Source organism: Mesorhizobium sp. M0184, from assembly GCF_040322215.1.
Lineage (GTDB): Bacteria > Pseudomonadota > Alphaproteobacteria > Rhizobiales > Rhizobiaceae > Mesorhizobium.
Genome location: NZ_JAMYSZ010000036.1, coordinates 13,191 through 37,063, shown reverse-complemented (window position 1 = coordinate 37,063; position 23,873 = coordinate 13,191). Strand labels below are relative to the sequence as shown.

Sequence of the window (23,873 nt, the reverse complement as noted above, 5' to 3'; positions counted from 1 at the left end):
TCGGGAGGAACGCATGAGCTCAGGGACTTTCAGGAGCCCACTTTTCGTAAGGCGTGCAGCGCACATCGTGCAAGAGATTGCCAGTCCTGCGGATGCTATCGATTTTCTCAACGAATGGCCAGAAGATGGCAGAGACCGGATCTACGAAGCCGCCCTCAGGGCGTGCTTTGATGCATACGAATACCTGCGAGCGCAGCGCGCAAGACTTTTTTCCGCTTTGGGGAACAGGTCGCCATATTGGAAGATGCAACCTCCGCGATGCAATGGCTCGCTGCCTGCATGTCGGGCAGTGGAAAAGCGCAAGTATAGGCGTCGCAGCCGTATGTGAGGCTGGAGTGGGTACGCCGACGAGGTTATTGTATCGAGATTTCGCCGGCATCTGGAGCGTACTATAGCGAACAAACAATATTTTGCGCCCTATGGCGATGTTAATCATCTTGTTGTATTTTTAAATCAACTTCTCGCGATAGGATTGCAACGCCTCCGGTGTGAGAATCACTGCGTGGGACTTGGTTCTCAAATTCATGATGGTAAATTACCGTGTAATGATTGCAAAGCAGTTGTCCCATCGAAGCAAAATGATAAACGAAGCCAAAATTGTGCTCCGTCGTCTGCCAATATTCGCTCTATGGAGGCCTACAAGCCAATTAAAACAGCTACTCGGGCGCCTCTGAAATTCGTGTAATTCTGCTCACCCCAAACGGCCCTCTACAGTCGAAATAAGATCGTCCCGCAAAAGTGCTACAAGACACTATCGCGGATCGATTTGGGCCAAGGTCGATCTGGCGAAGGCAGGCGGAAGTCGAGCAGGACCTGCTGCGGAACAGATAACCGGCCCCAAACCGAATCCGACACGGTGGCCCCGATTTCTTCATAGTTGAAGGCGCAGAGAGAACCGGAGCACGGCTCCGGCGCCGCCGCTTGCCGAGCAGCGATCCTTCGCCTCCCAAAATCCAATCGAGAAGAGCGTTCAATTCTGGGACGGTCCAAGCTCTGCCGCAAAAACAGGTGTCAGACCACCCGGTCCTCTCCCGCAACTGATCTAGCGCAGGGCGTTCATGAGCCGCATATCCCAGAGTGGCTGCGTGCACGACGCAGCGAGATCATTTATGAAAATCCTATTCAGTACGATGGCTGTCCCCTTGCTGACGGCCACCGCCTTTGCTGCGGATTCGATCCCCGCAGACCTCAGAGAAACGGCAATGGCCACTTTCAAGGCTTTGCCACCCACCACGCCGGCAGTCGCCAACAACCCGATCACCCCGGAAAAGATCGCTCTCGGCAAGGCACTGTTCTTCGATCCACGCGTCTCTGCGTCAGGCGTCTTGTCGTGCAACTCGTGCCACAACCTGGCCACCGGCGGCGACGACAATCACGAAACCTCGATCGGCCATGGTTGGCAGAAGGGACAGCGCAACGCGCCGACTGTACTGAACGCTGTCTTCAACATCGCCCAGTTCTGGGATGGTCGTGCCGAAGACCTGAAGGCTCAGGCGAAGGGACCGGTCCAAGCCGGGATCGAAATGGCCAATACACCGGGCCAAGTCATCACCACGCTCAAGTCCATGCCGCAATATGTCGAGTGGTTCGATGCAGCTTTTCCGGCTGAAGCCGATCGGGTCACCTTCGACAACCTCGCCAAGGCAATCGAAGCCTTCGAGGCGACACTGGTCACGCCGGCCCCCTTCGACAGTTTCCTGAATGGCGATGACGCCGCCATGACTTCCGAACAGAAACAGGGCCTGGCGCTTTTCATGGACAAAGGCTGCTCGTCCTGCCATGCCGGCATCAACGTTGGTGGGGAAGCCTATTACCCATTCGGCCTCGTGGAACAGCCCAGCGCCGAGGTCCTGCCGGAAAAAGACAAAGGCCGATTTGCGGTCACCAATGCAGCCGAGGATTCCTATGTTTTCCGCGTGGCGCCGCTGCGCAACGTTGCACTCACCGCGCCATACTTTCATTCGGGCAAGGTTTGGGATCTGAAACAGGCCGTTGCCATCATGGGAACCACCCAGCTTGGCGTGGTACTGGCGGACGAAGAAGTCGACCTGCTTGTTGCCTTCCTCAACTCGCTGACCGGAAAGGCACCCGAGGTCGCCTATCCCATCTTACCCGCCGAAACAGCGACAACACCCCGGCCTATAACCCAGATCTTAGGAAAATAAACGGCCAGCTGACTGCGGAACATCGCAATCGACAATGATTGCGACTTTTACTGGACGAGACGAGTCGCGACGTCCATGAGATCGCAAATGGCTCGTTTCCAAAGTGCAGACACTGCTTCCGTCACCAGCTCGTTGCGATGGAATCATGTTTGGGATCTGGCGTGCGACATGCCAAGGAAGGCGTCTGACGCATGAGGCTCGCGCGCTGGCGATACCGCGCGGCGGCCGGCCATCGCGCTGGCGGCCGAATTGCCGCGCGCCGAAGTGATCGGCCCCCTCAGGGTGATGGGGCAGCCACTCCGTCCTCCATGTCCAGCGATTCTTCGACTGCTTCCGGATTCCGGGCGATGGTCCAAAGGAGAGTATTCCCCGCTACATCCGGTTTCGAGCGACCTTGCTCCCAGTTTCGAAGCGTTGCCAGATCGAGGCCATACCTCACGGAGAATGCCTCCTGAGAGAGCTTCGTGCGATCCCGGACTTCGCGAACACTTATCGGCCGCGGCGCATGAACCTTCGCGATCACGCCTGCGGACGACAGTTCATTCTTCAGTGCCAACAGGTCGTCGACGCAAGGAACCGTCACGAACGCCTTGCCGTGATCGACCATCTCCGTGAGTATCGCGTGGGCCGTCCTGAGCGGCAGCTGTCTCTTAACGAGAATCCGGGCGGCCTCAGGAGTATTCGCGCCGTGAAGAAAACCGAGGCTCAGTCGGACGGGAGAGCCTGACGACACCGGGACGACGTCCCGGGTTCGCACCCTTGTCCGTATCGCTCCATGAATTTCGATTTAGTCGACATTAAGCTTCTCCGCGATCACTCGACCGAGCTTGCGCAATTTGGACCATCCCCACTGGAGGCATCGCGATAAAAGTACGCCAAACAACGCTAAGGGAGAACAAGCAGTGATCTGATTTCGTTCGACGCTCGTTTTCGAGAGCCGTTCTGGGTCGTTCGCAATCAACTGTGTAGGCCAGCGGAGCGAGCAAGGAGCGCCAGATCCGGACAGGGCTGAGTGGGGTGTTTCTCGGCGGGCCATGCCCTAAGGGACACGAGATGTAGTGGATTCGTCGATCCGCGCTGTTTCGATTCGCGCACCCGGGCACAACGCTTGGATAAGTCCCATCAGATGCTCTCCGGTGGCCGTCATCTGTTTAGCTGACATTGGGCCGAGGGCTTCCAGCACGAGCCACATGGCGCGGGTATCGACCGTGACCATGGTGCGCCGCCCCTGCCGCCAGTTCCAGCGGCGGCACGTGACACCGGCATCATCGCACCAGATGACTTCGCCCGGTTCGGGATGCTCGGTTACCATTTCACCTTGCTGGATCGTGTCGAATGGCTCCGCTCCCTTCGCAATTAAAAGTCTCGGGACCCCCTGGTAGAGATCGAGATCCTCCCCGCCAATCGGAACGCCATACAACACGCTGACGGCATTGTAGGCATCAACCAGTGGGGAAATCCGCGGGAGAGAGCCATCTTTCCGCACCCGCTTGAGAAGCGCGGCGGCCGAGCACGGCGTTCGATTGGCCTTTGTGCCGAAAGCCTCGTAGGCAACGGCCCACGCCGCAAGATGCGCGTCCCTTTGGGCGTCATCGCGAAGCGCCGCCTGTTCCGCCGCCGCAATCGTGTCGTTCAACGCCTGTGCATCCGGCACGTCGATTTCAGCGTTCCGCACCACAATGCTGATCAGATGAAAATCCGGGTAGCGGGCCTTGATCTCGGGGGCAATCAATGGCGTGAAAGACATGGGATGCTCTTTTCTCATGGGGAGGCTTTGCGCTGCGGGTCGTTCGGGAAATGTTTGAAGAAAGGTGCTTGTCGAGCGTCCAGATCTTCTGGCATCGGCATGGTGCATGCCGCACCATGCGCTGGATAATTCCATCATTCGGCCGTGGACAAGGCCTGGTAGAGATCGTCGATTATGTCTTGCGGGTGCTCGAGCCCGCTCGGCCGGCAACAAGCTACGCCTCCGCCAGATCCTCCATTTCATAAAAGGCAGCGGGCGCGATATGGATGTGAAGCAGTTTTCCTTGCCGCATGCATCGCTCTCGGAAATTCGTCTCGCACGAAAAATCTGCCGCCAAACTGGCCTGATCAACAGCACCAGTTGCATGGCGTATTCCCAGTCCAGTTGGCTTTGCAACGAAATGCGGTTCAGCCCAAGGGTCGGTTTCCTCGCCAGCACGCCACGTCCCGCCGTTTTAGCCACCGTGTCCCGGCAACGCGTCTTGCACCTGCTTGACAACCGCTCGCAGGATCTCAACGCCCTTCTCGATTTGCCGAATGCTCAAGGCGGCATAGCCCATGACAAGCCCCACGCGATCGATGTGGCCTTCGTCCGATTGCCGCTCGTAAAGGGGCGAGATCAGGTGCAGCCCCAGGCCCGCGCCTCGGGCGGCTTCGACCAGGGTCGTTTCCCGCGATCGCGGCAGTTCGTCGAACCAAACGACGACGTGCAGACCAGCCTCTGCTCCCTGGACAGCGATGCGATCTCCGAAGCTGCGCCGCAAGGCGCCCAACAACGTCTCCCGACGCTCGCCGTTCAGCCTGCGCACACGCCGCACATGGCTTTCGTAGCCGCCACTCTCGATCAAAGAGGCCAGAGCCTCCTGTTCAGCCACCGGCGAATGCCGGTCCGCGAATTGTTTGGCGGTTGCGAAGACCTCCTGCAATTCCGGCGGGACGACGAGGTAGCCGATACGCAGCATCGGCGAGAGCGTTTTGGAGATCGTGCCGAGATAGATGACAGCCCCGTGGTCCTCGAGACTGTGCAGCGGAGGGACCGGATTGATGTCGTAGCGATATTCGCTGTCGTAGTCGTCCTCGATCACGTAGGCATTATTGTGCCGCGCCCATTCCAGAAGCTGGTGGCGGCGCGTGATCGGCATGACGCCGCCCAGCGGAAACTGATGCGATGGCGTGACATAGGCCAGTCGTGCCCCGATCCCCGCCAGCAACTCCGTCTTCATCCCGTCCTCGTCGACGGTGACCGGGACGGGCGAGGCACCCGTACTGGCAAAGACCTGACGCGCCATCCTATAGCACGGGTCCTCGATGACGAAGCGGTCGGCGGGATCGAGAAGCAGGCGAGCGCACAGATCTAGGCCCTGCTGCGAACCGTTGACGATGATGATCTGCTCGAGGTCGCAGCTCAGGGTTCGGGCGCGCCAGAGATAGCCCTGGAGCGCCTGGCGCAGCCGGCGCGAGCCGCGAGGATCGTCATAGGCAAGACGCAACGGGCGCTGCCCCATCGCCTTGCTCATCGCACGTTTCCAGACCAATGCGGGGAAGTCTGACGGCGCCAGGTCGCCATAGCGGAAATCGACCTTCAGTCCAGTCGGCAGATAATCCGGCCAGGGCGGCGTAACGCGCAGTCGTTCGCCATAGGCGGACAGATGAAACGGGCCGACTCGTTTCGCGACGGTGCGGCTCGTCTCAGGACCGATCAGCGAGGATGCAACGCGAGGTCGTGCGCCTTGACGGACTTCGATAAAACCTTCCGCAGCCAACTGCTCGTAGGCGACCGTGATCGTGGTTCGCGAAACGCCGAGGTCATTTGCCAGGGCCCGAGAGGATGGCAGCTGGCTGCCGGTTTCGTAGACGCCGCCGAGGATTTGCTCGCGAAGGGCTTCGTAGATCTGGCGTGCACCCATCGCGTGCGAGCGACCTGCAGAACCGGCACTTGAAGACTGGACCATTTCATTCATCGCCAACTGGATATTTCCCATTGGCCAGTTTGCCGTCAATCTTTCGGAAACCCAAGAAAGATCTTAGAGGCCGAATGACCCGATCCTATCAATCCGAAACCGATGCTCTCACGCGGTCGCTCAACGACACCGGTCCCGGATTCGCCACTCGGGCGATCCATCATGGCTACGATCCGGCCGGCTTTTCCAATGCCGTTCAGCCGCCAGTCTTCTTGACCTCGACCTATGGATTCGAAAGCGTGGCAGCGAACGAGGCCGCCGCCGCGCTTGGCGGAAGGCTCTATGCGCGCGAATACAATCCGACGACGGAGATCCTCGAGCAACGGCTCGCCAATCTGGAAGGAGCCGAGGCAGGTTTGGTCGTTGCCTCGGGGATGGCGGCTTTCGGCACACTGATCTTGTCGCTCCTGTCCCAAGGCGATGAACTCATCGTCCACAAGACACTTTATGCGAACACGCTTGCCATGGTCGAACAGGCGGTCCCCCGCTTCGGCATCAAGGTCGTCGCGGTCGACCTGTCCGATCCTCACAATCTCGATGCCGCGATCACCGAGCGGACCCGGCTTGTTTTCTTCGAGACGCCGGTGAATCCGCTGAGCCGCATCCTAGACATCGCTGCCATTGCCGAGCGCGCCCACGCGCGCGGTGTAAAGGTTGCAGTCGACAGCACCTTCGCCTCCCCCGCGCTCCAGCGGCCGCTCGAACATGGGGCAGACCTCGTGCTCCACTCGCTGACCAAATACATCAATGGGCACGGCGATGCCCTTGGTGGGGCGATTCTCGGCGACGCGCAAACGCTCCGCACTCTGCACGAAACGGGCCTGCGCTACATCACCGGCGCAGCGCTCTCGCCCATGTCAGCCTTCCTGATCCTGCGCGGTCTGAAGACGCTCACGCTGCGCATGGAACGGCACAGCGCCACGGCCCTTGCGGTGGCTCAGGCGCTCGAGGCGCACCCGGCGGTGGCATGGGTGAGTTATCCCTTCCTCGACTCGCACCCTGATCAGGTGACGGCGCGAAAGCAGATGTCCCAAGGGTCGGGCATGTTGGCCTTTGGCCTCCACGCTGGGTTCGAGGGCGCGCGGCGGATGATGGACCGGCTCAACCTGATCACCCGGGCTGTCAGCCTCGGCGATGCCGACAGCCTCATCTATCATCCGGCAAGCCTGACCCGTGCTCGTCAGCCGATCCGCAAGGATGCGCATCTGGCCGATGGAGTCGGCGAGGACCTCATGCGTCTCTCGGTGGGTCTTGAAGACGCCGAGGACCTGATCGCCGACATGCGGCGGGCTCTGGACGCCTTGTGATGACCTGTGGTCCGGCCAGTCCCGCGCTCGCGTACAAACCCGGAGCCTTGCCATGGCATTCCTGAGCGGCCTTTCCGCGTTTCCCATCACGCCGACCGATCGTGACGGCCGTGCCGATACCGTTGCTCTGCGCAAGCTGATTGCCAGGCTTTGCGCCGCTCAGGTCGATTCCATCGGTCTTCTCGGCAGCACCGGCACATACATGTATCTGACGCGCGAGGAACGGCGACGGGCGCTCGCCGAGACCTTGGACGAAACCGGGGGACAAATGCCGGTCGTGGTGGGTGTGGGCGCGCTGCGCACCGACGAAGCAGTGAGGCTCGCGCAGGACGCTAAGGCCCTTGGGGCTGCCGCGGGGTTGCTTGCCGCCGCCTCTTACACCCCGCTCACTGATGACGAGGTGTTCGAACATTTCTCGACGGTGGCGTGCGAGAGCGGCCTGCCGATCGTCGTCTACGACAATCCAGGAACGACGCATTTCCATTTCACCCCAGCACTCGTCAGCCGCCTGGCAAAGGTGGGTGGGATTGTCGCTATCAAGAATCCGACAGACAAGGGCGATGCGATCAAGAGCCATCTGGCCGACCAGAGGCGCACTGTGCCGGAAGGGTTCTCGATCGGCTACAGCGGCGACTGGAACGCCGCAGAGGCCATAATCGCCGGCGCCGACACATGGTACAGCGTCCTCGCGGGCATCCTGCCCGAGGTCTGCATGACGATCGTCACGGCGGCGCAACAGGGCGATGCGGCCGAAGCGCGACGGATCGATGCCGCGCTGGTCCCGCTCTGGAGCCTCTTCAAGGAGTTCTCGAGCCTTCGCGTCGTCTATGCACTTGCCGAATTGCTCGACATTTGCCGTGCCGACCCCCCGCGTCCCATCCTGCCTCTGCCCTCAGCAGCGAAGCGCCAGATCGCCGCCGCGTTGGAACGCTTGCCATCGGATGTCGACCGGTGAACAGCGAACCCGGCGGCCAGCGAAGGAACCTGTCATGTATGTACCCGCATTTCGATGAACCGAGCCGAGAAGTCCTTTACGAACTGATCGAGAACAACGCACTTGGCATGCTAATAACCCATGGCGGAGCGGTCTCGACGCCAATCACATCCCCTTCGAACTCGACACGTCACAGGGAGAAAACGCTACCCTTTACTCCTGCGCGATTAATACACGTGCCGAAGGAAAGTGCACATTCTCGCTCGAGTGACTTATTTCAAAGGATGTGATCGCGTTTTGGCACATTCACGGCCGACATGCGGCAGGCGGTCACTCACCACATGGTGAGCAACCAGGACCCTCCGGCCTACACTTTCTACCGGAGCCCACGTGCTGCATCGACCATGTTCATGAGGGCAGGGCGGACCTCCTCCCATTTGCGTGTTTTGAGGCCACAGTCCGGGTTTACCCACAGTTGGGAATCCGACAGTCGCTCGCGGGCAAGCATGACGAGATCCGAAATCTCGCCGACTTCCGGGACCCGTGGTGAGTGAATGTCGTAGACTCCGGGCCCGATTTCATTCGGATATTTGGAGCTCGTGAAGGCGTCCAGCAGTTCCATTTTCGAGCGCGACGTCTCAATCGAAATGACATCCGCATCCATTTCAGCGATCGCGTCGATGATCTCGTTGAACTCCGAATAGCACATGTGAGTATGGATTTGAGTGGCGTCCTTTACACCCGTTGAGGCGATCCGGAAGCATTCGACAGCCCAGTCGAGATAGTCGTTCCAATCAGACTGGCGCAGTGGCAATCCTTCGCGAAACGCGGCCTCATCGATCTGGATCATCCTTGCGCCGGACCATTCGAGATCCCTCACTTCGTCGCGGATGGCGAGCGCGATCTGGCGGCATGCTTCGGAGCGGGGTACGTCGTCGCGAACAAATGACCAGTTGAGAATGGTCACCGGGCCTGTGAGCATTCCCTTCACAGGGTTTTCCGTAAGCGACTGGGCGAACTGCCACCAGCGCAGCGTCATCGGATTGGGCCTCGATACGTCGCCGAAGATGATGGGGGGGCGCACGTAACGCGACCCATAGCTCTGCACCCAGGCATGCTGGGTGAAGGCGAAGCCGGACAGCTGCTCGCCGAAATGCTGTACCATGTCGTTTCGTTCGAACTCACCGTGCACCAGCACGTCCAGCCCGATCTCTTCCTGCCAGCGAATTGCAGCCTCGATCTCCTTCTTCAGGAAGGTCTCGTAGTCGACATAGCTCAGCTGGCCCTTCGCATGAGCGGCCCGCGCCCTGCGTACCTGCGGCGTCTGCGGGAAGGACCCGATGGTCGTCGTCGGGAACGGCGGCAGCCCGAGCGTGCCGGCCTGGACTCTGGAGCGCTCGGCAAAAGCGCTCTCTCGTCGCTTCATGCTGTCGTCAATGCTGGCGATCCGTCCCTCAACAAGCGGGTCATGGATCTTCGTGGATGTCACGCGAGTGGCGGCAGCCTCGGCAGACGCTTTCAACGCGCCTGCCACCGCATCTCTGCCTTGAGTCAGGGCCCGGGCCAGCAACACCAACTCGTCGGTCTTCTGGGCCGCGAAGGCGAGCCACGACCTGATGTCCGCGTCGAGTTCGGTCTCCATGCGCAGGTCGATCGGCACGTGCAGCATCGAGCAAGAAGGCGCGATCTCGACGCGGTCCAAGGGCCAGCCGGCGACGATCGGTTTGATGCGGTCGAGAATGGCGGGCAGGTTCGCACGCCAGACGTTGCGGCCATCGATCAAGCCAAGCGAGAGCACCAGATCCTTCGGTGCGAGCCGACCCACGGTTTCCAGCTGCTCGGGAGCGCGCACGAGATCAATATGCAGCCCGGCCAGGGGCAGAGAAACCGCGGTTTCGAGATTGTCTCCCAGCGGCCCGAAATAGGTAGCCAGCATGATCTTCAGCTCGGGCGCGGCTTTCGACAGCTGGCCATAGGCGAATTCGAACGCAGCTCGTTCGTTCGGGTTCAGATCGAGGACAAGCGCTGGCTCATCGATCTGCACCCAGTCCGCTCCCGACAGCTTCAGCCTCTGCAGGAGTTGCTCGTAGACGGGCAGCAGCCGCGGCAGGAGCGCGATGGGATCGAATCCTTCGGCAGGCGATTTCGCCAGCTTGAGGAAGGTGATCGGTCCAAGGATGACTGGGCGTGTGTGAACGCCGAGAGCTTTAGCCTCGATGAAGTAATCGACCGGTTTCGTCGACGAGAGGGCGAACGTCTGATCATCGTTGAGTTCCGGCACAATGTAGTGATAGTTGGTGTCAAACCACTTGGTCATTTCCATCGCGGTTACATCAGACCGATGAGCCGCCTGCTGGTGACCAGCGTGTCGACAATCCTCCGTCTGACCCTGGTTGCCCCGCGCCATTGCGAAGTAGATGTCAAGTGGAATCTCGCCGCTATTCCAGCCGTAACGGGATGGAACGGCGCCGACCATGGCTGCGGTGTCGAGCACATGGTCGTAGAGCGAGAAGTCGTTCGACGGGATTTTCGACACGCCGCGATCGTGCTGCTCCTCCCAGCTAGCGGCACGGAGCGCCTTCGCGGTCGTGAGAAGGTCGGCAGCGGACGATTTTCCGGACCAGTAGCTTTCAAGCGCGAATTTCAGTTCTCGCCGACGACCGAAGCGGGGCACGCCGAGCGTTGCTACAGGAATTTGCTGAGAGACAGTCATGCCAGACCCCGATGGTTGGGGCGTCGGTGACAAGGAAGGCGCTAGCAGGCCGGCACGAACGCCAGGCTGCAGCGGCCACCGAGACACCCCGCCCGTGGACGTAATTCGCCGTGGCAGGTCTCCTGGCTCGCGGGGTCATAGCCTCTACCCGTCTTCCCAAGGCTATTCGCCTCAGTGACATGAGTGGGGTTGGCTCGCCGCTAACAGTTGCGGGGGCAGCGCCGGCATCGCACCGGCTTCCCTCTTAGCTCCGCTGCGGCAGCGCCGTACGGAGAACCACGACGCGGGAGACAATTACAGCAGTTCGCTTCTTTGTCAACGTCGCATAGAGAAATGTTTATGTCGTTATGTTAAATTTCCGTTGGCATGTTCCAAAGGTCGCCTCGAAAGCGAAAACTGTGGAAGCCTTGAGCGGCCGGTAAATCAAAGCAATGACGCACGGCGCCCTTGTCCAGGAGGATAGGAGTTCGTCGGCTGCCGGCAGCAAACATACCGGCAAGCGCCGTGGTGCTGCTTAGCGCATCATGCGAACCACCTCGGCGTCGAACTTCGGCTCCGAGGTTCCGACCGCTTCGTTGGTGATCTGCTCGCGACCATATTCGGCTCAATGGCGAGGCTGTTGCCCATGTGGAAGCTGTTGGCCGTGATGCCCTCGGTGATATGACACAACGATTTCGGGGGGAGCACACCGAGGCCAGGCGCAGCGGCGTGTTCCGAAGTGATCGAGGCCAATGTCTCGAACTGCTTGTTCGCAGCCCACCGGCTCAAGGTAACCCGGCTCAAACCACCGGGCCAGCTCAAGTCCTGTCCAAATGAGGCCTGAGCGGCAAATCGTCGTGCACGCGCACGGTTTGGCGTTCGATCTTGTAATGCGTCTTGGGCGGACAATCGCCACGGTGCAGCGCGCAGAAGCGGTCCCCAATTGGAAAGCCGCGGGCGGTGAGGGCAAGCCAGCGCCACTGGCGGAAGGGGACTTGGACCTGTTTGCCCTGCTGGACCACAAGTTCGCGACACAGGGCCTCAAGGAGAAGACCAAGAGTGATTATGCGCGGGACCTCGCCAAATTCATCAAAAGCAGCGGGCAGTCAAAGTTCGGCGCCGATTGACATGGAGATAGCCATCGCGGCGGACCGCCCAGGCGGACCGCAAGCCGGAATACAACCGGGTGCAGGCGGCCAAGCTCGTCCACAAGATGGCGTCGGGGACACACCGGCGATGGGAGAGCGGACCGTGGAGTGCAGGAACTTTACGCCTATCCACGCTCCCGTGGACGTGTCCTGCGGCACATCGGCAGCGATATTGAGGAGGCAGTTGAGCTTCTGGTCGAGCACTCTTACCTGCCACTACCTACGCTTAACGTCATCTCGTACTGAAAACGCACCACGCAAGGTCGAGATGTAACATGCGCCCTTCGTGGATGGTTCTAAGCTTCCTCGGGCGCGGTCAATCTGTGATAACGGTCGCTTGGAACCTCCATCACCGCGGCGCGATCAAGGTTGGCGTATCGCGCTCGGTAGTAACCTTCTTCCTCCACTTCGGCGAAACTACACTGGGGAACGTCAAAGGTCGCAGCTTCCAATCCGAAGAAAGTCGTAGCGGTTTCTTCATCCAAGAAGTTCCACTCATCTTCTCCGTCGTCATATGTGACGCGAACATAGGAGGCCATGCGCACGGCTTCCTGATCACCCATCTCTGCGATGATGGCATCGCATTCTTTCTTCAGCTTTCCTGAAACCTCACCCTTATCCCAGTCATCCAAAGCCCGATAGATTTCTGGATGATAATACTCTGGCATCTCCTCTACATCGTCACCGACAAGCTCAATGGTGCGGACATATTGCGGATTTACCAAGAGTATTTTGTTGTCAAGGCTCCAACAATACAGCCATGGCCTGCTTGAGTTATTTCTACGAAGATTATGAAGTTCCTTCAACTGACGTAAAATCGATTCACGCGCCTTTTCATCGATAGGATATTGGCGGCTGCCAACAGTCGTCTTGATTCTGAGCGTGCCGTATCGCGTTTCGGCATCGGCAATTGCAAACGGGCTCGTGCGCCACTCCTCGACATCAATCTTCCAGCCCAGCAGCTCCTCGACCGTGCATTTCAACGTGAGACAAAGGTCCTTGATCTGCTCAACGTTCAACTGCGATTTGCCTGTTTCCCAACGGGCCACAGTCTGTTGCGTCGTTGCCATCTGCTCTGCCAAATCTTTTTGAGTCATGCCCAGTCGAACCCTAAGCTCTTTCATGTTCATAACTCACCTCGCGTGTTCAACACACGCATTGTGGATGAATTAATCTAACACGTCAAGCGTGTTCAAAAATCGCAGCATGTGTTTTTTAGGGCGTCTTCGAGGCTCCGGCAGCCGTTCGTGACCACTTGCGCAAGACACAGGGCTGGTACACAGCACGAATGGGCGATCAAAAATTACTGCTGAAATTCAGATAATTATTGTGGGCGAGTCTGGATCTCTCTGATCGACACGATAGTCGACCATCACCATGATCGGACCGCTTCGTGGCCGCAGGTCAAGTTGCAGCGTCGGTTCGCTGAACTTGTTGGTCGGATCCAGATTGAGCGTTTCAAAATCCGGCTGACGCAGAAGGATGCCCATCAGTCCCCCAATCACAAGAACCAGCTGGCGGACGAGCAAGGCTCCCGAAACACCTTGGACATCCGCCAGTTCGCCCCAAAGCCAGCTTCCCGCCGCCATGCCGCCGTATGTGGCCGTCTGATAGAGAGAGGGGGCGTCCAACCACCCACCGCGGCGCCGAAAGCTGCACTGTGACGTTAAACAGCGAGAATGATTGAATCCAGGCCGCACCGGCTGGCATGAGGTTGAGACAGCTCAGCCCAACGTGCTCGCTCCATGCCCGAAAGAAGCAGCTGATCGCCAATACAAAGAACGCACCGCGAATGACCCATTCGTTGGAGAGAACTTCTCGGACCCGCCCGATGAGGAGCGCGCCGCAAATCGCTCCCAGGCCGAAGAAGCCGAGCATCACGCCGTAGGTGACTGCGGTCCCTTTGATCTGTTCGCGAGCGACCAACGGCAGGAGAGACAAAATGACAACGGCGGTGAGGCCGAAAATGAAACTCCGGCACATCACCTTGAGAAGGTTCGGCGACAAGAGCACGTAACGGAAGCCCGCCGCCATCGCACTGCCGAAAGCCTCCCGCGGCAGCGCTTGTCGTGCCCGTTCGGCTTTCCATCGCAACAGCGCAGCGATCAGAGCGAAGTAGCAAAGGACGTTGAAGAGGAACGCGAAGGCCGCACCGGCTGTGGCCACGATTATGCCGCCAATCGCCGGCCCGATGCTGCGCATGAGATTGTAGCTCATGCCGTTGAGCGCAACCCCGCTTGGCAGGTGTTCGCGAGGCAGGATATCTCCCATGGAGGCTTGCCAAGAGGGATCGTGCAATGCCCAACCACAGCCGATTAGGAAGGTGAGACCCAGAAGGGTCCAGGGTGTCATTCCCCGCATAGGTCAGGAACGCCAGGAAGGCGGATACGCAGACCATCAGCAGTTGCGCAGTCAACATGATCCGGCGACGGTCAAACTTGTCCGCGAGCGCTCCCGCCGCGAGCGAGAAGATCATGTAGGGGAGGGTGGTCGATGACTGGACGAGCGCCACCATTCCATGGGAGGTGGCGATGCTCGTCATCAGCCAAGCTGCCGCCGCACCTTCCACTAGGGTGCCAAGGTTCGAAATGAGTGCAGCCGACCATAGCGAACGGAAGGTCTTGTGCTCAAAAGGAACGAGTGAAGATGTTCTCTTCGCCATTGTGGGAAGCCTCGGGATTGACCGCGGGGCTGGATTTGTTTCGCCTCACTCAACCATGGCCTCGCCGTACAAGCCAAGCTGCCACAGTGCGCGCCTGCTAACCCAGAAAACTTGGCGGCCTTACAGGCATGCGCAGGACGCGCGAAGCCGCTCAAATCTCCCCAGATGGGTCAGCCATCGAAGACCGGCATCACTTGCCCGTTGAGCGGCTATACGATAATGCTCCGCGCTAAGCAGGAAGCGCCAAAAATTCGAGCGGCGACTTCATACTCCTATTCAGGAAGGAACTATGAGGCGGCAGACGCGACCATTCACCGTGGAAGTCAAACAAAAGCGCAATTATCAAAAATCCGCACGTTCCATCTGGGGCAATTTCGACATCGCCGCGGCGATGGCCGAGACAACAAAGGAAGTCGAGCCGTTAAATCGTCAGCTTGTTGACTCTACTGTAGTGGTCCTTGATGCTGAACCTTTGCACGAACCGCGAGTGGAGCATTTCATGGCCAATCCCCTGGAAACCGGGTCAGCAGTAGTTAGCGAACCGGCAGACAAAACGGAAACGCCAAAACCGAAGACGAGAGCGCGGCGGTCGAGGAAGCCAGAAGCTGAGGCGAGCTCGCCTGCCCGCAAGAACGGCGCCAAGCCGATATCCGCGGCCACTGAAGCACCGCCGTCAGCGCGAACAGGCCGAAAGAGCTACTCCGCGAAGGATCGTGCCCAGAAGCTGGCGCAGATCGAGACCTCGATCGGTGGCGGCGCTACTCTCAAGAGTGCGGTGAAGCAAGCCGGCATCTCGGAACAGACATATTATCTTTGGAAGAAGGCGGCGGCGCCGGCGGCGGACAGTGACGGGCTGAAGGATCTCGTCGCGCTCGAGGAAGAAAACAAGCGGCTAAAGAGCCTGCTTGCCGATCGTCTCCGCAAGGAGAATGCGGAACTGAAGAAAAGGCTCGGGCTGGATTAAGAATGATGGGCAGCTGGTTCTTGGCTCCCCACCTACAGCAATACCGCCTGCTCCGCCTCGCGACGCAGATTCTGCCTTGGCCTTGGGCCGATCTGCTGGATGACCAGCCCGGCCGCCAGCGAGCCGAGATCGCCGCACTGCTTCAGGCTGCGGCCTTGCGTATAGCCGTAGAGGAAGCCGGCGGCGTAGAGGTCGCCGGCGCCGGTGGTGTCGACCAGCTCGCGGATCCTGGTGGCCTCGATGGTGACGGTCTCGTCGCCGCACACGATGACCGAGCCCTTTTCCGAACGGGTGACGGCGGCGATCTTGCAGTCGCGGCGGATCCGCGCCAGCGCCTCGGCGAAGGAAGCTGTCTGGTAGAGCGACTTGATCTCGTGGCTGTTGGCAAAGACGATGTCGACGGTGCCGGAGCGCATCAGATCGAGGAATTCGTCGCGGTAGCGGTCGACGCAGAACGAGTCCGACAAGGTCATCGACACTTCGCGCCCGGAGGCATGGGCGAGCTTCGCCGTCTGCCGGATCGCTTCCTTGGCGCGCGGCGGGTCCCATAGATAGCCCTCGAAATAGGTGACCGCGGCGCCCGACGCCTTGTCGGCCTCGACGTCCTCCGGGCCGAGCTCGACGCAGGCGCCGAGATAGGTGTTCATCGAGCGCTCGCCGTCCGGCGTGACGAAGATCATCGAGCGCGCCGTCGGTGGCTCGCCGCTGAGCGGCCTGGTGTCGAAGGCGACGCCCTGGGCATGGATGTCATGCGCGTAGATTTCGCCGAGCGCGTCGTTCGAGACCTTGCCGAAGAAGGCGGCGCGGCCGCCGAAGCTGGCAACGCCCGCCGCCGTGTTGCCGGCGCTGCCGCCCGAGGCTTCAATGGCCGGGCCCATGCGGCTGTAGAGCAGTTCGGCGCGCCTCGTGTCGATCAAATTCATCGCGCCCTTGATGATGCCGTTGGTCTCCAGGAACGCCTCGTCGCACTGGGCGATGATGTCGACGATGGCATTTCCGATACAAAGCACGTCATAGTCCGGCATCAATGTCTCCGCGAAAATCCCGACGGCTTCTTGCCACGCCGGCCGGCCGGCGGGTCTGGCGAGTTGGAATGGGCTTTCCGGATGCCAATCCATTCGGCGTCGGCCCTCACGGGGGCGGCGAGTCCTGCCTCGCGACGCAATTCGTCGGCCCTGTCTGTCTTCTCCCAGGTGAACTCAGGCTCTTCACGGCCGAAATGGCCATAGGTCGCGGTCTTGCGGTATATAGGGCGTAGGAGATCAAGCATCTTGATAATGCCTTTCGGTCTGAGATCGAACAACTCAAGAATGAGGCGCTCGATCCTTCTTTCCTCAACCCTCGCTGTCCCGAACGTGTTGACCATGGCAGAAACCGGACTGGCCACGCCGATTGCGTAAGCAAGCTGCACCTCGCAGACGTCCGCAAGTCCGCTAGCGACGATATTCTTTGCAACATACCGGGCCGCATAGGCAGCTGAGCGGTCAACCTTGGACGGGTCCTTGCCCGAAAAGGCGCCGCCGCCGTGACGACCCATCCCACCATAGGAATCGACGATGATCTTGCGTCCAGTGAGACCGCAGTCGCCGCGCGGCCCGCCGACTACGAACCTCCCCGTCGGGTTGACCAGAATTCTGATGCCTTCCGTCTCCAGGTGGGTCGGCAGGACAGGCTTTATGATTTCCTCAATGACGCCCTCGCGGACCGTCTCTTGCGAGACCTGCTCGTCATGTTGGGTCGATACGACGATGGTATCCAGGGCGACCGGGCGCAACCCGTCATAGCGCACTGAGACTTGGGATTTCATGTCAGGACGCAACCAGCCAAGCTGTCGTGCTTTCCGGACATCTGCCTGTCGTTTCGTCAAGCGATGAGCGAGCTGGATCGGCAAAGGCATCAGAGTATCGGTTTCGCGGCATGCGTAGCCGAACATGAGGCCCTGATCTCCCGCTCCCTGTTGGAGGTCCTGCCCTCGTCCCTCGTCAACGCCCTGGCTAATGTCGGGCGATTGCTCGGTGAGTGCATGAACGACGGAGCAACGCCGGCCGTCAAAGCCGACGGCCTCATCGTCGTATCCAATATCCAGAATCGTATCGCGCGCAACTTGGCTATAATCCACCCGCGCATCGCTGGTAATCTCGCCAGCCAGAACGACCATCCCTGATTTTACCAACGCTTCACAGGCGACGCGCGCCTTGGGATCGGTGCGGAGGATGGCATCGAGGATGGCATCCGAGATGTTGTCGGCCAACTTATCCGGGTGTCCCGCGCCAACCGATTCGGAAGAGAACACGAACTGCCTAGCCATGAAATGCCTCGCTTCGGGTGTTGGAGTTGTATGGGGCATGTTGCTTAGCCCACCTTACCTGTCGGTGATGCCCGGGACCTCGAACGCAGCGCACAAGTCGGCAACGTCTCATCGCACGCAGGCATGGAGATCTTCGTCGTCTGGCTCGCCGGAGGACGGAGTCAATGAAGCCAGCAATTTGCACCGTGCCCATTGACGTCACTGCTGGCGCCCCCAGGCGAATTCCGCTTATGACCGCAGGATGGCGCGGGTCGCCCGGCACCATATTAAAGCTCGTAATGATGCCTGCCTTCGCTAACCGCTTGGCATAGGCCTTGCCTGATAGTGGTCGATCGCGAAGATCAAGGATCAGCATGTGATTGTCAGTGCCCCCGGTGACCAGGTCATAACCTCGGTCCAGAAGCGCCTGGGCCAGAGCCTTGGCATTTTCGACAATCTGTTGGCCGTAACTGCGGAAGGACGGGTCCGCGGCTTCCCGCAAAGCGACAGCTAGCGCCGCGATAACATTCATATGGGGGCCGCCTTGCAGTTGAGGGAAGACAGCGCGATCTATTCGTCTGGCGAGATTGTATTTGCCCTTCGAATGATACAGCGCTTGATAGCGATCTTCATTCCTTGACAAAATGAAGCCACCGCGGGGACCGCGAATCGACTTGTGAGACGTGCTGCTGACGACGTCGCAATGGGGTACGGGATTCGGATGCGCTCCAGCGACAATCAGGGCACTGATGTGCGCGATGTCGGCCACGAGGTAGGAGTTCGCCTCCAGAGCGATTTCTGCCATTGCCGCGTAGTCAAAGATACGGGGATAAGCAGTACCGCCAGCCCAAATGAGCCGAGGCCGTTCGCGTTTTGCTGTTTCGCGCAAACGGTCATAGTCAATTTGCTGCGTCTTTTCGTGCAGCCCATAGGGGACGCGCTTATAGTCTGTTCCGGAAAAATTGATGGCCCAACCATGAGTGAGGTGGCCCCCTTCCGGAATTGGCAAACCCATCACCTTGTCACCGGGGCTTAAAAGCGCTCGATAGACAGCCTGATTGGCCGGCGAGCCGGAATAAGGCTGGACGTTGGCGTGTTCGCTGCCGAATAACGTGTTCAAGCGCTCAATGGCGAGGTTCTCAAGCTCATCGACGATCTCGTTTCCCGCGTAGTAGCGCGCAGCGCGGTACCTCTCGGCGTACTTGTTCATGAAAATCGAACCGGTTGCTTCCAGCACGGCCGAGGAGGCAAAGTTCTCAGATGCGATCAGTTTGAGCGTCGTCCGCTCCTGCCGCTCCTGTCTTAGAAGCAGTTCGTGAACGCGGCAATCAACCGCCGCCAAGCGAGACCGTCCGTAAGTGTCGGGCTGCGCGATGGCGCTGTCGGCGGAGTTGTCCATGGTAGCTTCGCGCTCCAATTGGATTGATCTATTTCACGGTCAAGCATGCGGTCCCCTTCGGCCGCGTGTCTCGTACCGCTTCGAGCCGTTGAAGGTCTCGTTTGTGATAGCCATCGCCGTGGGGCAGGAGATCAACCAACAATTGAACCAGCCCGCCGTCCTTACCTCCTGTTTTGAGATTGTACGAGCACCACGGACGTTGTTCGTTGCAGTAAAGAAAGTCGGCTCTGGCCAGCAGCCGGACGTGTCGTACAACGTGCTCACGACGCAGACCCAGAATCTCCGCTAGCTGGCAGACAGTTAGGTCGGCGTGCGCGCAAAGGCCTAGAATTCGAAGGCGATCTAAATGCGCTGCCGTCCGTAGACGACTGACCAGTGTCAGCATTGGTCAGGACCAAGCCACTTGGAAAGCCTGGGCACTCGTCCTACTGAATTTGTCATTTCGCGTTCTCCACAGATGTTGCAGCTTTCGAACCAAATAATATGGTTGCTTGTCCACCGACCGGACAATCTCGGTGGCCGTGAAGATACTGTTTTGAGCCGATATGGCTGTGTCGAACAAACAAGATGGGCGCTCTTCTTGCAATTGCCTTTAGCCGAAATTGCACGCAGTTCGGCGGGTCGGAGAATAAGCCACGGTTCGGACCCCACTGACTCAAACGTTGCAATAAGCCTACCATTCACAGCGAACTGGAGTCGCTAAGAGTCTATGAATTTCCTTGAAGGATCTGTTGCAACGTTTGCGCAGCCCGGTCTTGCTCCCGGCTTGCAGCGGTCAATCTCGTGCAGACTGACCGTGATGCAAAGATGACACGGAAGGTTCGCTTTCAATCCGATCTTCTTCCTGGCCAAGTAGTTCGTAGTCTCATAACTGTGGCCTAGACAAAAGCTGGGCTAATCAGCGAGGTATGATGTCGTTAGCGTGGTTGGGCCACCAGCAGGTCGACGCCAAGATCGACACGCGCAATTTCCCGCGCTCCGAGAATGTCAGTGACTGCGCGCTCTTCCTCGGGCGGTCTGGCTGCGCCGTCTAGAATCTGAATGCGTCTCGCGCCGACCCGTTCAGCAATGAGCTGTTCGGCTTGCCGCATTGACGGCGAAGCAAGCTCAAGTACGTTTTCGCGCATCTCACGCGCCGCCTCGCCGACTTCCGCAAAACGCTTCTCGGCGAACTGCTCCTTAAAGAGCGCAGCGAGATCATCAAATGTTTGAACTTTGGTGGGCTTGGGTTTCGAGCAAAAATATCCAGTTGCCAGTCCAGGTTTATAGGCAAGGCTGTACGCTTTGTCGTCTGGCAAGGGCCCAATATCCCCTGGTGAGACGAAAATGGACTGCCGTGCTACGGTTGCTCCATTATAAGAGCGGTCGAAATCGCTGATGTTTGCAATACAAGGAGCCGCATAGAAGACGTTTGACGGATAGCGCGCCTCAAGCCGAAGAAGCAGTTCATGCTGACGCGACACATCCCTGCGCATCATCGCAATCCGAAAAAATGGTATCGACAAACCGGGACAATGTCCGCTCGCAATCTCAAACGCAGTTCCTCGCTTCATCAGCTCCGGAAGCTTGTACTGGAAAAACAGCGGAACCCCTGGGAAATTGATGCGGATGTCAAAGCCAGAATGCCCCTCCTGTATGAGGTTTGGAAAGACCGGCGCGCCTACAGGTGCGGCTGACGATGACCGGATAAAGTTTTCGGTGAAGGCATACCCAAATGAGAACTCCGTGTAGCCCACCTTCATTCAATTCTGCTTTCGTGCTGAAGTTTATCCGGGGATCTTTGCCTGCAGCCGAGCAGACCATATAGCAGAAAAAACTATGTATAATTGCGATAGTCTGAGCTTATCGATTCCTCGGATAGGTATTTAAAGAGCTCACCCACTCTTCTGGTTGCTAGAATGGGAATGGGAAGCTTCTGATTGATCTGGGTCGAGTTCCAGTTGATTTTGGTAAGCGACAAAACCTCCTGCGCTATCTCAGCGATTCCCGGCGCAGATCGCCGATAAGTTTCGGGCTTCGCGAACAGCGCCAGAGTGCGTAGCCGATATCTTCAACCGGGGCGGCGGCTTCTCCCTCGCCAGTGCCGAGCGCGATCATATGCGTTGCGCATTCGGCCAGCGCGCCGTCAAGGCGCCCCGCTTCCGTCGCGCTGCCGTAAAGGTCCAGGAACCACGCCAGCGAATAAGACCAGTCGGCAGGCAAGTCCTGCGCATTGTGATCCCTTGCGACGACGGCCACGACGGCGTTGCGGCCTTCGGGCGTGCGGGGCTCTATCCCAAGGATCGGGTATAATTCGGGTGTCGGCTGCTGAAGGATACGCGCCGGCACGAGCGACACTGCTTTCTCCAGCGAGGGAGGAAAATCCTCCAGTTCTTCGGCCAGTTCGGCAGCTTCTCTCCTTCGTCCCTCGCGGCGCGCTTCTACATATTCTGCCGCAACCACGGCAACGGTGCGCTGCGCCCGTTCAGCGGTGCTGGTGGCAATCAGCTCGGCCGGAATGTCACCATCCTTGATCGCCCAGTGCGTACGTGCTGTTCGAACTGTTGAATGCCCAGCCGGTCCGCAATTCTCAACACCGCTGACCGGTCGAGAAAGGCATGTTTCGGATCGGGCTCGAAGGTGAAGGCCAGTTCGTGTCCGCGCCGAACGATATTGCGTATGCGGCTGTGCCGGACCACGCGCGCGTGCGGGCCTCCCGCCCCGACTTCGTACATCAAAAGCGCCGGGATTTCCTCCAGCCGGCGCAATGTTTCAGGGCGCGAGGTCGATAGCCTCGGCCTCGGCGCCGCTAGATTCCTTGAACCGGTCAATGGTTGACGTGAACGGCGGCGTTTCCCACCACTCGCCGCGGCCCGAGACAAGCAAGTTAAACATGGCACACCACCGACCTCACGCCGCCTTCTCCATAGACCACTTCACCCGTTCGGCGAGAAAGGCGGCGAACGTTTTCACATTCATATTGCCGCTCGCCTCCTCCAGCCCTGCGAGGTAGGCCTTCCGGTCATCGACTCTGACGACTGTCCAGGGGTAACCGCCTGAAGCCAGCATCGCGTTCATGAGGAACCGCGCCATTCGTCCGTTGCCGTCCGGATAGGGGTGCACATAGCCCACAAGCCAATGCCCCAGCACGGCACGCACGGAGGCCTCCTTCTCCGCCTCCAGCAGGTCGAACAGCTCATTCATACCATCGGCCACCGCTTCGGTACGCGGCGGCACGTGCTGCGAGCCGCGCAGGTACACAGGGTGATTGCGATATCCCGCAAGCGCGCTGGCTTTGAGGATGCCGGCGGTCACTGACGGCACGAACAGCTCCCGGTACCACTCCCGGTGAGTGTCCCGCGTCAACGCGCCGGCTGGCTTGCCGTTGATGATCGCGGCAACAGAGTCTTTGACCTTCTGGAATGCGAGGTAGTAGCCACGCGCGGCAAGCGCATCTCGGTTCTTGCGGTCCTCTTCATCAATCTCCGGATTCCAGCTCCCCTCGCGCACCCGGTCGATGAGTTCCGGGGTGACGCTGTACCCTTCTATCGACAGCGAATGGTAGGCGTCGCTTTCGTAGATATCCTCGACGAACTTCATATAGGCGTCTTTGTCGGACGGCAGTCCGGTTGCCTTCGGGAATATCTCGATGATGGCTTCGCGCTGCGATTGCCAGATCGCGCGCAGGCGGGCGACCAACGGCGGTACGCCCGCCGCAATAGTTGTCACTCCAATTTGTCCCGCGAACGGATCGGATTCGCGCACGTCATAGCCGGCGGCTTTGAAGGCGGCCACGATTTCATCGGCAAAGGAGTCGCGTCCTACGCGACGGAAGGCCCCCGCAAGCCGTCCCGCCACGGCGGAATGGCCGCCATCAAGCAGCAGGGCCAGAACGGTTGATACGTCGCGCACCGACGCCATGGCGATCTGCATCTCGATAGGCGCGCGCTGGAAGAACGCTTCCGGCACCCGGGTAAGGGCGGCCTCGACAGTGAACACGCGCTGGCCGTTTTTCTCTGTCAGTTCGGCCGGCATCTCCTTGACCTTGAGGTCATAGAGCGAAGTGCCGAACAGCAGGTCGATTTTGTTATTCGTGCCTTTGGGGGTGTTCACCACCACCTGAGGCGGAATAGTGGGCGCTTCCGCGTGCAGAAGCAGCGACTGCTCCGGTGAGAGGAACCAGTCCTTGCCGAACCGGTCATTGCAGTAAAGGGAGCAGAACTCCCAGAAGCTCGCGTACCAAGGGGTGGTGTCTTGCTGCCGTGCCTGCGGGCCGGTCGACATGAGCCAGCCTTTGATAACATCGCGCAGGAACCCGTTCTGCAGCAGCCGCTCCCGGTGGACGCGGGTCAGCTCATCTGATTTGAATATGCGCCGCCCACCCTCCTGCAGCTCTTTGAGGACGGCCAGTGATACAGCGAGTTTTTCATGGGGCTTGGCCATGGCCGTGCCTTTGCAACTTTTAGAGCTGTGCGATTACAAGTATATAGTGCTGATAGACGACAAGTCAATGATGCTGTGGAGTTGCAAGTTTTTTAAGTCGTGCGATAACAAGTTTTTTATGCGATAATCGGCAAATGCGATCGTTTCCATAGCCGCGCGAAGGATCGTTACCCGGATGGGCCGAGA

Annotated in this window: 17 protein-coding genes, 2 pseudogenes and 1 riboswitch; of the genes and pseudogenes, 6 read left to right on the top strand and 13 right to left on the bottom strand. The window is 59.2% G+C overall.

Annotated features, from left to right (window positions below; all coding sequences use genetic code 11):
* The first annotated feature begins 13 nt into the window (after positions 1 to 13).
* Together NKJ23_RS29425 and NKJ23_RS29420 are read left to right on the top strand one after the other, a co-directional pair.
* Positions 14 to 328: a DUF982 domain-containing protein gene (locus NKJ23_RS29425; RefSeq protein ID WP_352684091.1), complete on the top strand. Its 315-nt coding sequence runs from the start codon at positions 14 to 16 to the stop codon at positions 326 to 328.
* Between the two features lie 781 nt (positions 329 to 1,109).
* Positions 1,110 to 2,165: a cytochrome-c peroxidase gene (locus NKJ23_RS29420; protein WP_352684107.1), complete on the top strand. Its 1,056-nt coding sequence runs from the start codon at positions 1,110 to 1,112 to the stop codon at positions 2,163 to 2,165.
* A gap of 277 nt (positions 2,166 to 2,442) precedes the next feature.
* Here NKJ23_RS29420 and NKJ23_RS29415 read toward each other — a convergent pair whose 3' ends face one another.
* The 3 genes from NKJ23_RS29415 to pdxR all read right to left on the bottom strand — a co-directional run bounded on the left by NKJ23_RS29415 (position 2,443) and on the right by pdxR (position 5,872).
* Positions 2,443 to 2,772, bottom strand: coding sequence for a helix-turn-helix domain-containing protein (locus NKJ23_RS29415; protein ID WP_352684089.1), 330 nt, complete (start codon positions 2,770 to 2,772; stop codon positions 2,443 to 2,445).
* 432 nt (positions 2,773 to 3,204) lie between these two features.
* Positions 3,205 to 3,912, bottom strand: coding sequence for a B3/B4 domain-containing protein (locus tag NKJ23_RS29410; protein WP_352458254.1), 708 nt, complete (start codon positions 3,910 to 3,912; stop codon positions 3,205 to 3,207).
* A 454-nt stretch (positions 3,913 to 4,366) separates the two neighbouring features.
* Positions 4,367 to 5,872 (bottom strand): MocR-like pyridoxine biosynthesis transcription factor PdxR, encoded by a 1,506-nt coding sequence (gene pdxR / locus NKJ23_RS29400; protein ID WP_352684105.1) that lies wholly within the window; start codon positions 5,870 to 5,872, stop codon positions 4,367 to 4,369.
* Between the two features lie 74 nt (positions 5,873 to 5,946).
* Here pdxR and NKJ23_RS29395 point away from each other — a divergent pair, with 74 nt between their 5' ends.
* Complete coding sequence (locus tag NKJ23_RS29395; RefSeq protein WP_352684087.1) at positions 5,947 to 7,179, top strand: trans-sulfuration enzyme family protein; 1,233 nt, start codon at positions 5,947 to 5,949, stop codon at positions 7,177 to 7,179.
* Positions 7,180 to 7,231: 52 nt separating this feature from the next.
* On the top strand, positions 7,232 to 8,134 hold the full coding sequence (locus NKJ23_RS29390) for a dihydrodipicolinate synthase family protein (RefSeq protein WP_352684085.1): 903 nt from the start codon (positions 7,232 to 7,234) through the stop codon (positions 8,132 to 8,134).
* Between the two features lie 355 nt (positions 8,135 to 8,489).
* Here the strand turns inward: NKJ23_RS29390 and metE are convergent, their stop codons facing one another.
* Entirely contained in the window at positions 8,490 to 10,826 is a 2,337-nt protein-coding gene (metE, locus tag NKJ23_RS29385; protein ID WP_352684083.1) for a 5-methyltetrahydropteroyltriglutamate--homocysteine S-methyltransferase, read from the bottom strand.
* A 95-nt stretch (positions 10,827 to 10,921) separates the two neighbouring features.
* Positions 10,922 to 11,122: riboswitch (cobalamin riboswitch) on the bottom strand.
* Between the two features lie 555 nt (positions 11,123 to 11,677).
* Here metE and NKJ23_RS29380 point away from each other — a divergent pair.
* The gene (locus NKJ23_RS29380) at positions 11,678 to 11,932 is read left to right on the top strand and encodes a hypothetical protein (RefSeq protein WP_352684081.1); all 255 of its coding nucleotides are present in this window, start codon (positions 11,678 to 11,680) and stop codon (positions 11,930 to 11,932) included.
* Between the two features lie 317 nt (positions 11,933 to 12,249).
* Here the strand turns inward: NKJ23_RS29380 and NKJ23_RS29375 are convergent, their stop codons facing one another.
* Together NKJ23_RS29375 and NKJ23_RS29370 are read right to left on the bottom strand one after the other, a co-directional pair.
* On the bottom strand, positions 12,250 to 13,083 hold the full coding sequence (locus NKJ23_RS29375) for a helix-turn-helix transcriptional regulator (RefSeq protein ID WP_352684080.1): 834 nt from the start codon (positions 13,081 to 13,083) through the stop codon (positions 12,250 to 12,252).
* A 213-nt stretch (positions 13,084 to 13,296) separates the two neighbouring features.
* A pseudogene (locus NKJ23_RS29370) lies at positions 13,297 to 14,615 on the bottom strand (MFS transporter); the annotation flags it as partial.
* 289 nt (positions 14,616 to 14,904) lie between these two features.
* Between NKJ23_RS29370 and NKJ23_RS29365 the strand changes: the two are divergent.
* Positions 14,905 to 15,579 carry a transposase gene (locus NKJ23_RS29365; RefSeq protein WP_352684078.1) on the top strand — a complete coding sequence of 225 codons (675 nt, stop codon included), beginning with the start codon at positions 14,905 to 14,907 and terminating at the stop codon, positions 15,577 to 15,579.
* Between the two features lie 32 nt (positions 15,580 to 15,611).
* Here NKJ23_RS29365 and NKJ23_RS29360 read toward each other — a convergent pair whose 3' ends face one another.
* From NKJ23_RS29360 to NKJ23_RS29330, 7 genes and pseudogenes are all read right to left on the bottom strand, one after another.
* Positions 15,612 to 16,604 carry an adenosine kinase gene (locus NKJ23_RS29360; protein WP_352684076.1) on the bottom strand — a complete coding sequence of 331 codons (993 nt, stop codon included), beginning with the start codon at positions 16,602 to 16,604 and terminating at the stop codon, positions 15,612 to 15,614.
* Complete coding sequence (gene metK / locus NKJ23_RS29355; RefSeq protein WP_502902591.1) at positions 16,604 to 17,887, bottom strand: methionine adenosyltransferase; 1,284 nt, start codon at positions 17,885 to 17,887, stop codon at positions 16,604 to 16,606. The genes NKJ23_RS29360 and metK overlap by 1 nt, the downstream gene beginning before the upstream one ends.
* A 108-nt stretch (positions 17,888 to 17,995) precedes the next feature.
* Positions 17,996 to 19,265: pseudogene (gene glyA / locus NKJ23_RS29350) on the bottom strand (serine hydroxymethyltransferase).
* A gap of 917 nt (positions 19,266 to 20,182) precedes the next feature.
* Entirely contained in the window at positions 20,183 to 21,007 is an 825-nt protein-coding gene (locus tag NKJ23_RS29345; RefSeq protein ID WP_352684074.1) for a hypothetical protein, read from the bottom strand.
* Positions 21,008 to 21,236: 229 nt separating this feature from the next.
* Positions 21,237 to 21,707, bottom strand: a complete 471-nt coding sequence (locus tag NKJ23_RS29340; protein ID WP_352684072.1) for a hypothetical protein — start codon at positions 21,705 to 21,707, stop codon at positions 21,237 to 21,239.
* 309 nt (positions 21,708 to 22,016) lie between these two features.
* On the bottom strand, positions 22,017 to 22,139 hold the full coding sequence (locus NKJ23_RS29335) for a hypothetical protein (RefSeq protein ID WP_352684070.1): 123 nt from the start codon (positions 22,137 to 22,139) through the stop codon (positions 22,017 to 22,019).
* 15 nt (positions 22,140 to 22,154) lie between these two features.
* On the bottom strand, positions 22,155 to 23,687 hold the full coding sequence (locus NKJ23_RS29330; protein ID WP_352684068.1) for a Fic family protein: 1,533 nt from the start codon (positions 23,685 to 23,687) through the stop codon (positions 22,155 to 22,157).
* Positions 23,688 to 23,873: the final 186 nt, after the last annotated feature.

Bases quoted from the DNA above. Each gene is read 5' to 3' on its own strand.
- NKJ23_RS29425 (WP_352684091.1), top strand. From the start codon at position 14: ATGAGCTCAGGGACTTTCAGGAGCCCACTTTTCGTAAGGCGTGCAGCG.
- NKJ23_RS29420 (WP_352684107.1), top strand. From the start codon at position 1,110: ATGAAAATCCTATTCAGTACGATGGCTGTCCCCTTGCTGACGGCCACC.
- NKJ23_RS29415 (WP_352684089.1), bottom strand. From the start codon at position 2,772: ATGGTCGATCACGGCAAGGCGTTCGTGACGGTTCCTTGCGTCGACGAC.
- NKJ23_RS29410 (WP_352458254.1), bottom strand. From the start codon at position 3,912: ATGTCTTTCACGCCATTGATTGCCCCCGAGATCAAGGCCCGCTACCCG.
- pdxR (WP_352684105.1), bottom strand. From the start codon at position 5,872: ATGAATGAAATGGTCCAGTCTTCAAGTGCCGGTTCTGCAGGTCGCTCG.
- NKJ23_RS29395 (WP_352684087.1), top strand. From the start codon at position 5,947: ATGACCCGATCCTATCAATCCGAAACCGATGCTCTCACGCGGTCGCTC.
- NKJ23_RS29390 (WP_352684085.1), top strand. From the start codon at position 7,232: ATGGCATTCCTGAGCGGCCTTTCCGCGTTTCCCATCACGCCGACCGAT.
- metE (WP_352684083.1), bottom strand. From the start codon at position 10,826: ATGACTGTCTCTCAGCAAATTCCTGTAGCAACGCTCGGCGTGCCCCGC.
- NKJ23_RS29375 (WP_352684080.1), bottom strand. From the start codon at position 13,083: ATGAACATGAAAGAGCTTAGGGTTCGACTGGGCATGACTCAAAAAGAT.
- NKJ23_RS29365 (WP_352684078.1), top strand. From the start codon at position 14,905: ATGAGGCGGCAGACGCGACCATTCACCGTGGAAGTCAAACAAAAGCGC.
- NKJ23_RS29360 (WP_352684076.1), bottom strand. From the start codon at position 16,604: ATGCCGGACTATGACGTGCTTTGTATCGGAAATGCCATCGTCGACATC.
- metK (WP_502902591.1), bottom strand. From the start codon at position 17,887: ATGGCTAGGCAGTTCGTGTTCTCTTCCGAATCGGTTGGCGCGGGACAC.
- NKJ23_RS29345 (WP_352684074.1), bottom strand. From the start codon at position 21,007: ATGAAGGTGGGCTACACGGAGTTCTCATTTGGGTATGCCTTCACCGAA.
- NKJ23_RS29335 (WP_352684070.1), bottom strand. From the start codon at position 22,139: ATGTTTAACTTGCTTGTCTCGGGCCGCGGCGAGTGGTGGGAAACGCCG.
- NKJ23_RS29330 (WP_352684068.1), bottom strand. From the start codon at position 23,687: ATGGCCAAGCCCCATGAAAAACTCGCTGTATCACTGGCCGTCCTCAAA.